A 7,601-nucleotide genomic window follows, 5' to 3' on the forward strand; every position below is an offset into this window, starting at 1 on the left:
CGATGACCCGCAGCGGCGCGACGGGCTGCGTGTGGGCGTCGTCGGTGAACGCGATGCCGGGGGCGCCGCCCAGGAAGGAGACCAGCTGGCTCCCGGCGACACCGTCGATGTCCGGGTCGTCGAGGGTGATCTTGCAGTCGCTGCCTCCGAAGCCGAGGCCGGAGTAGGAGAGCACCGCGTAGCCGCGGCTCGCGAACAGGACGCCCATCTCCGCCTGGTCGTCCTTGCTGCCACCGAAGCCGTTGGTGGCCATGATCGCGGGCACGGGCCTGCTGGCCGAGGCCCCGCGGGGGAGGTAGAGATCGCCGACGATGTCGCAGTCGGGTTGCGCGGGACCTGCGCTCACCTTGAAGTGCAGCGTCTGCACCGTGTACGCCGGCGCGACGGCCGCACCGGTGCTGGTCGCCATGGGGACCACGGCAGCGCTGGCGAGCAGGGCGATGGCAAGGGCTTGCGTCAGTCGGGGCACGACGTGTGAACGATCCGCGCGCCAGGAAGGTCACGTGTGCAGGGTCTGAGCGGCCGGACAGCGTAGGTTTTCGGGGTGCGCTTCCTCCACGACGCGGCCCCGCCGCATGACCTGACCTACGACGACGTCTTCATGGTGCCGAGGCACTCCGCGATCGCCAGCCGCTACGACGTCGACCTCGGCACCGACGACGGGACGGGCGCCACGCTGCCGCTCGTGGTCGCCAACATGACCGCGATCGCCGGCAAGCGGATGGCCGAGACGATCGCCCGCCGGGGCGGCCTCACCGTGATCCCGCAGGACATCCCCATCCCCGTCGTCGCCGAGGTGGTGCGCTGGGTCAAGAAGCGCCACCACGTGTTCGACACGGCGATCGAGCTGCATCCCAGGCAGACCGTCGCCGAGGCGCTCGCCCTGATGCCCAAGCGCGCCCACGGGGCCGCCGTGGTGGTCGAGCAGGGCAGGCCTGTCGGCGTGGTCACCGAGGGCGACTGTGCCGAGGTGGATCGCTTCGCCCAGGTCGGCCAGGTGATGAACCGGAACCTGGTGCTGGTGGCGCACGACGCCGACCCGCGGGCCGTCTTCGAGGAGCTGGAGACGGCCAAGGCCGCCCTGGCGGTGGCCGTCTCGCCCGCCGGGGAGCTCGTCGGCGTACTCACTCGCCTCGGCGCCCTGCGCGCCACGCTCTACGCGCCGGCGCTCGACGCCCGCGGAGAGCTGCGTATCGCGGCCGCGGTGGGGGTCACCGGCGACGTCGTGGAGAAGGCTGGGCGCCTGCTCGAGGCGGGTGTCGACACGCTGGTCGTCGACACCGCCCACGGTCACCAGGAGCGGATGATCGAGGCGCTCACGGCGATCCGGGCCCTCGGTCCGCGCGTGCCGATCGTGGCCGGCAACGTCGTGGACGCGGCCGGCACGGACGCCCTGATCGACGCTGGTGCCGACATCGTGAAGGTCGGAGTCGGTCCGGGCGCGATGTGCACGACGCGGATGATGACCGGCGTCGGGCGACCGCAGTTCTCCGCGGTCCTGGAGTGTGCGACTGCCGCCCGGGCCCGGGGCAAGCACGTGTGGGCCGACGGGGGAGTCCGGCACCCGCGCGACGTCGCGCTGGCCCTGGCGGCCGGGGCGAGCGCGGTGATGATCGGCTCGTGGTTCGCCGGCACCCACGAGTCGCCGGGCGACCTCATGCACGACGCGGACGGCCGGGCCTTCAAGGTGAGCTTCGGGATGGCGTCGGCACGCGCCGTCGCCCACCGCACGTCGACGGAGTCGGCCTTCGACCGGGCCCGCAAGGGTCTCTACGAGGAGGGCATCTCGTCGTCGCGGATGTACCTCGACCCGGCGCGGCCCGGCGTGGAGGACCTGATCGACCAGATCTGCTCCGGCCTGCGGTCCTCGTGCACCTACGCAGGCGCCTCGACCCTGGCCGAGTTCCACGAGCGGGCGGTCGTCGGCGTGCAGTCGGCGGCCGGCTTCCACGAGGGACGGCCGCTGAGCACGTCCTGGTGAGGACGTGCCCAGCGTGGATCAGGCCTTCGCCTCGTCCGTCTCGGCAGCCGACGACTCCGCGGTCTTCTTGGACTCGAGGGACTCCGGCTCCTGCTCGACGGTGAGCCGGAAGTCGTCACCGTGCTCGGTCACCCCGGCGATCACGGCGTCGTGGACGGCCTCGCGCGCATAGCGCGTCCGGACGATCATCGAGTCGGTGCTCAGGTCCTTCACGAGCGCCACGCAGAGCCCGACCATGACCAGCACGAACGGGACGGCCGCGACGATGGTGATCGTCTTGAGCCCGTCGAGCGCAGTGTCTCCGCCGACGAGCAGCATGACCGCGGCCACGCCGCCGGTCGCGACTCCCCAGAAGATCACCGGGAACTTCTTCGGCTCGATCGCGCCGTTGGAGGACAGCGACCCCATCACGATGGAGGCGGCGTCGGCACCGGAGACGAAGAAGATCGCGACCAGCAGCATCACGAGCACGCTGGCGACGGTGGCCAGCGGGAACTGGTCGAGCATGGTGAAGAGCTGCCCCTCCACCCCGCCGGAACCGTAGATGTCCACGCCGTCCATCTGCAGCTTGATCGCCGAGCCGCCGAAGATGGCGAACCAGACGAGGCTGACCAGGCTCGGCACCAGCAGCACGCCGGTCACGAACTGGCGGATGGTGCGACCGCGCGAGATGCGCGCGATGAACATGCCGACGAACGGGGTCCAGCTGATCCACCAGGCCCAGTAGAAGACGGTGTAGCTGCTGAGCCACGCGGCCGCCTGCTCGCCCTCGGCGTTGGTGCGCCCCGCCATCGTGGGCAGCTCACGCACGTACGCCGCAATGGAGCTCGGCACCATGTTGAGGATGAACATCGTCGGACCGACGACGAACACGAAGGCCGCGAGCAGCAGTGCGAGCACCATGTTGATGTTGGACAGCCACTGGATGCCCTTGGCCACACCGGACACGGCCGACAGCACGAAGCAGACCGTCAGGATCGCGATGATCGCCACCAGAACGCCGTTGCCGACCTCACCGATGCCGCCGACGATCTCGAGGCCGGACCCGATCTGGATCGCGCCCAGGCCGAGCGAGGCAGCGGACCCGAACAGGGTCGCGAAGATCGCCAGGATGTCGATGACCTTGCCCGCGGGGCCGTGGGCATGCTTGCCCAGCAGGGGCTCGAAGGCGGCGCTGATCAGCTGCAGGCGACCCTTGCGGTAGACGCCGTACGCAATCGCGAGCCCGACCACGGCATAGATCGCCCACGGGTGCAGGGTCCAGTGGAAGAGCGTGTGCGCCATCGCCGCCTCGGCGCGCTGCGGGTCGGAGAGCCCCTCGGTGCCGGGCGGGGCGTAGCCGGCCGTGTCGGCGAAGAACGTGAGCGGCTCGTTGACGCCGTAGAACATCAGCCCGATGCCCATGCCCGCGGAGAACATCATCGCCACCCACGAGGTCGTGGAGAACTCGGGCTCGTCGCCGTCTCGACCGAGGGGGATGTTGCCGTACTTGCCCAGTGCGAGCCACAGTGCGAAGACCACGAAGCCGGACGCGGTCAGGACGAACAGCCAGCCGAGGTATTCCATCGTGCCGGTCAGCGCGCTGCCCGAGGCGCTCGACAGGGATGCCGTGTCCAGGAAGCCCCAGGCGAGGAACGCGATGGCAATGGCGGCGGTGACACCGAAGACGATCCTGTCGATGACCTGCGGCCGGTGCGCCTCGGCCTCCGGCTCGACGTCGAGCGCAGGGTGCGGGATGACGGAGTCGGTCGGGGACTTGATGGCGCCCGTGAGGGTGTGGTCGTGGAGCTTGTGATCGTGCGGCGGAGCCTGGGTCACGAGTTCGTGACACCTCCCGGAGGGGTGAGTTGGACTGTGGACAAGTGTTCGACTGTAGGGGGACGGGGCCGCCGAGCGTCAACTCGCGGCAGGTAGGCGTGACCCGCGGCACACCGGTGCGACGGATCGGCCAGCGCGGGCCGCACGCGTCAGCGGGAGCTGTTGGCCGAGCGTCCGCGCACAACGCCGACGAAGGCCTGGGTGTCCTCGCCGTCGCGATCGAGCAGCCAGATCAGCCCGATCCGGGTCGGGTCGAGGTCGGTGACGGGGCGCTGGACGATGTCCCTGCGCTGGTGCAGCCGGGCGACGGACATCGGCACGATGACCACGCCGGTGCCGGCGGCCACCGTGTCGATGGCGTCCTTCTCCGACATCGGTGGCCAGTCGAGCTGGAAGGCGTCCGGTCGCCAGCCGCTCGCGTGCGGCCGCACGAGCTGCTCGTCGGCCAGGTCCGCGAGGGAGACCTCGTCCGCGGCGGCCACGAAGTGCTCTGCCCCCGCGATGACGACCGGTACTTCGCCGTACAACGGGATGCAGTGGAGGCCGTCGCGGTTGACGGGCAGCCGCACGAGCGCCATGTCGAGGTCGCCGTCACGGACGCCGTGCTCCTGCTCGGCCTCGAGGACCGGCACCAGCTCCAGCGTCTCGCGGCGGCGCTGACGCCAGGCGCGCGCCCACTTGTCGGGGGTCGCGCCCGTCACGAAACCGACGCGGAACCGATCAGCCATGGCGTGAGCATCCCACGCGCAGGCCGCCGCGGGCCTCAGACCTCGCCCGGCGCAGCCTTGCGGACGACGAGCCGGGTCCACGCGCCGAGGTAGATCCGGTCGCCGGTGCGGACCTCCTGCTTCTGGCCCGCGGCCACCGGGGTCTTGGGCAGCGCGTCGACGGCACCGCCGACGTAGGTGCCGTTGGACGAGCCGAGGTCCTCGACCCACCACCGACTGCCATCGGTGGTCAGCTGCGCGTGCCGACGGCTGATGCCGGTGTCCGAGCTCAGGTCGATGTCGGGGGAGATGTTGCGGCTCCTGGAGGCGCGCCCGATCAGGATCGAGGTGTTGTGCAGCGCCACGACCTGCGGCAGGCCGGGGGAGGGCAGCGGGTCGGTGCTCTCCTGGTCGGCGTACCAGTCCGGGTCGATCCAGATCTCGGCCACCCAGGCGGCGGCGAGGGGTGGCGAGATGTTGCCCGCGTCGGGAGCCGCTGCGGTGGGCTCGGCGCGCCGCGGCATCGAGCCGGTGGTGAAGTCGTAGCCGCACGCCTCGCAGAACAGCGCATCGACGGAGTTGGCGGCCGCGCAGTGGGGGCAGTCGTTGCCCGAGCCCGGCTTCGTGGCGGCGGCCTGCGCAGGAGCGGGTGTGCCCGCGGCGGGCATGGCCACGCCGCAGACGTCGCAGTAGTCGGTGGCCGTTGACTCGTGGCCGGCAGGACACGTCATCTCCGTCTCCTACTTCTTGATCCGCGTGGTCTTGGTCGAGGCCGTGTCGAGCGCCATCTCGTCCGCCTTGTCGACCGTCTTCTTCAGGCGGACGGTGCCTTCCTTCTCGTCGTCCACGTCGACGACCTTCCTGAGCCGGGTGGTGGCCTCCTCGTTCCCGGTCTCGGCCGCGAGCTGCACGGCCCGGCCCAGCTTGGTCGTGGCGGTCGCGTCGTCGCCGGCCGCCTTGGCGGCCAGCCCCTCCTGGATCATCGAGGCGAGCTCGGTCTGCCCGGTGTAGTGGGCGACCTGCTTGTCGATCTTGGCGGTCAGCTCGGAGTCGTTGGACCAGGTCGCCTTCACCAGGCCCTGGGCGGCGACGTCGTCGCCGATGGCGACCTGCACCCGCGCCGCGAGCTGCTCCTGGCCCACGGCCTTGGCCGGGAGGCGTACGGCGACGTGGTAGTCGCGCGACTCGTCGCCCCACGCCCCGGTGGGATAGCCGCCCGTGAGCGCGTTGACCGGGACGCGGCGGTCGGTGAGGTCCTCGACGGTGGGTGCGACCTGGCGGACGAACAGCACCTGGGCGCCCTGGGGGGCCCACACCCGCAGCTGGGCGTCGGCGACGCCGCGACCCATCGCGGTCTGCATCATCGCGCGGAAGTCCTCCGGCATCTCGGCGGGCGACGGGAGGATGTCGACGGTGCCGAGCAGCGCAGTGGCGATCCGGCGCAGCTCCTGGACCTTCCAGTCGGTGCCGGCGCCGCGGCAGTCGCACTGGAAGTAGCCCGTGGCCCGCTTGATGGCCGCGTCGAGCACGGCCGGCTGCTCGCCGTTCTCGCCGTCGGTGAGGAGGATCGCGTGTCGCTGGGTGACCTCGGGGACCGACGCGAAGACGGTGCCGGCCAGGTCGAGCCACGAGCCGATCGCCGTACCCCCCGTTGCCCGGAAGCCGGCGATCGCGGCCGAGGCCTGCTGCCGGCTCGAGGCATCCATCACGACCAGGGCCGGTCCGGCCTGCACGGGCGGGAAGACGAGGGTCGCGCGCTCGGTGCCCGCGATGACCGCGAACATGGTGCCGTCGATGATCTCGGCCAGGGCGGCCTGGGCCGCGTCCTTCGCGCCCTCCATCGTCTCGTGGCCCATCGAGCCGGACGTGTCGACGATGATGACCTCGCCGGCCGCGCCCGAACCGGACTGACCGGCGGTGCCGGCCCCGGCGCAGGTCACGGTGACGATGGCGTTGACGTCGGTCCCACCGTCGGGCAGGAACTCGTTCTGGTAGACGGTGGCGGCGAACTCAGCCATGTGGCTGCTCCTTGGTGGTCGGTGTCTGGGCGGCATTGTGCCCCGTGGTGATCGGTTGTACGCGTGCCAGCACCACGGTGATGTTGTCCTGGCCACCGCAGCCGTTGGCGAAGTCGGTCAGGGACAGCGCGAGCGCGGCCGGATCGGTGCTGGCGTGGGAGCGGAGCTGGGCTGAGAGGGCGTCGGGCTCGGAGGCGTAGTTCCACAGTCCGTCGGAGCACACGAGCAGCCACCCCGGGGTCGCGAGGGTCAGCTGTCCGACTCGCGGTGCGTGGTCGTGGCTGTCGCGTCCGAGCCACTTGGTGATCGCGTGCGCCTGCGGCGAGGACTCGGCTTCGGCGCGAGGGACGCCCGCCTCCATCTGGTCCTGTGCCGCGGAGTCGTCGACGCTGAGCTGTACGCCGGGTTCGGCGTCCGGGAGCCAGTAGATCCGGGAGTCGCCGACGTTGGCGTAGGTGAGGGTCTCGCCCTCGAGCACGGCGGCGCAGTACGTCGCCGATGCCGGACTGGTCGCGTCATCCGGCGCGGCCGCGACGACCAACTCGTTGGCCGCGGTCACGGCCTCGCCCATGGCCCGGGTGACAGCGGCCAGCTTGCCGTCCGGGGTGCCCATGCCCTGGGGCAGCGGCACCCGGAGCGCGGCCAGCGCCGCCTTCGCGCCGGCCAGCGAACCGATCTGCGAGTCGTCGGTGTTGGAGACACCGTCGAGGACGATGAGCACCGCACGCCGGTCGGCGGCGGTGCCGTCGGCGGTGGCGAGGATGGCCATCGCGTCCTCGTTGCGGTGGTGCCGGATGCCCTTGTCGCACACCCCGGCCACCCAGGGGGCGGCCTGCTCTCGGAAGTGGTCGCGGGGACTGAGGGCCTTCACGCCGCACTGTTCGCAGTAGCCGTCGGGTCCCACGCTGGCGCCGCAGCTCGCGCAGGCGGGGATCGCCGTGGACCCGGTCTCGGGGGGCGAGGTCTGGGTGGTCGCCCGCGAGATCGGTCCGCTGCCCAGGTCGTCGATCGGGCTGGGCTCGCTGGCCGCCGGTTCCGTCACCGTCACCGGCGGCGCCGGAGCGGGTGCCCCCGTCG

At 71.4% G+C, this 7,601-nt stretch carries 7 protein-coding genes; 1 reads left to right on the top strand and 6 read right to left on the bottom strand.

Going from position 1 to position 7,601, the window contains the following annotated elements:
* Positions 1-469: CocE/NonD family hydrolase (locus RMO85_RS13570; protein WP_310529257.1), on the bottom strand; the 469-nt coding region annotated here is incomplete at its 3' end.
* Between the two features lie 75 nt (positions 470-544).
* Here RMO85_RS13570 and RMO85_RS13575 point away from each other — a divergent pair.
* Positions 545-1,981: a GuaB1 family IMP dehydrogenase-related protein gene (locus tag RMO85_RS13575; protein ID WP_310529258.1), complete on the top strand. Its 1,437-nt coding sequence runs from the start codon at positions 545-547 to the stop codon at positions 1,979-1,981.
* Between the two features lie 18 nt (positions 1,982-1,999).
* Here RMO85_RS13575 and RMO85_RS13580 read toward each other — a convergent pair whose 3' ends face one another.
* The 5 genes from RMO85_RS13580 to RMO85_RS13600 all read right to left on the bottom strand — a co-directional run.
* Complete coding sequence (locus RMO85_RS13580; protein WP_310529259.1) at positions 2,000-3,799, bottom strand: BCCT family transporter; 1,800 nt, start codon at positions 3,797-3,799, stop codon at positions 2,000-2,002.
* Positions 3,800-3,948: 149 nt separating this feature from the next.
* Positions 3,949-4,527, bottom strand: coding sequence for a LysR family transcriptional regulator substrate-binding protein (locus RMO85_RS13585; protein WP_310529260.1), 579 nt, complete (start codon positions 4,525-4,527; stop codon positions 3,949-3,951).
* Positions 4,528-4,562: 35 nt separating this feature from the next.
* Positions 4,563-5,237, bottom strand: coding sequence for an FHA domain-containing protein (locus RMO85_RS13590; protein ID WP_310529261.1), 675 nt, complete (start codon positions 5,235-5,237; stop codon positions 4,563-4,565).
* Positions 5,238-5,246: 9 nt separating this feature from the next.
* On the bottom strand, positions 5,247-6,524 hold the full coding sequence (locus RMO85_RS13595; protein ID WP_310529262.1) for a VWA domain-containing protein: 1,278 nt from the start codon (positions 6,522-6,524) through the stop codon (positions 5,247-5,249).
* A partial coding sequence (locus tag RMO85_RS13600; protein WP_310529263.1) for a serine/threonine-protein phosphatase occupies positions 6,517-7,601 on the bottom strand: 1,085 nt, incomplete at its 5' end. The genes RMO85_RS13600 and RMO85_RS13595, both read right to left, overlap by 8 nt.

It is taken from the genome of Nocardioides sp. (genome assembly GCF_031422975.1).
Lineage (GTDB): Bacteria > Actinomycetota > Actinomycetes > Propionibacteriales > Nocardioidaceae > Nocardioides.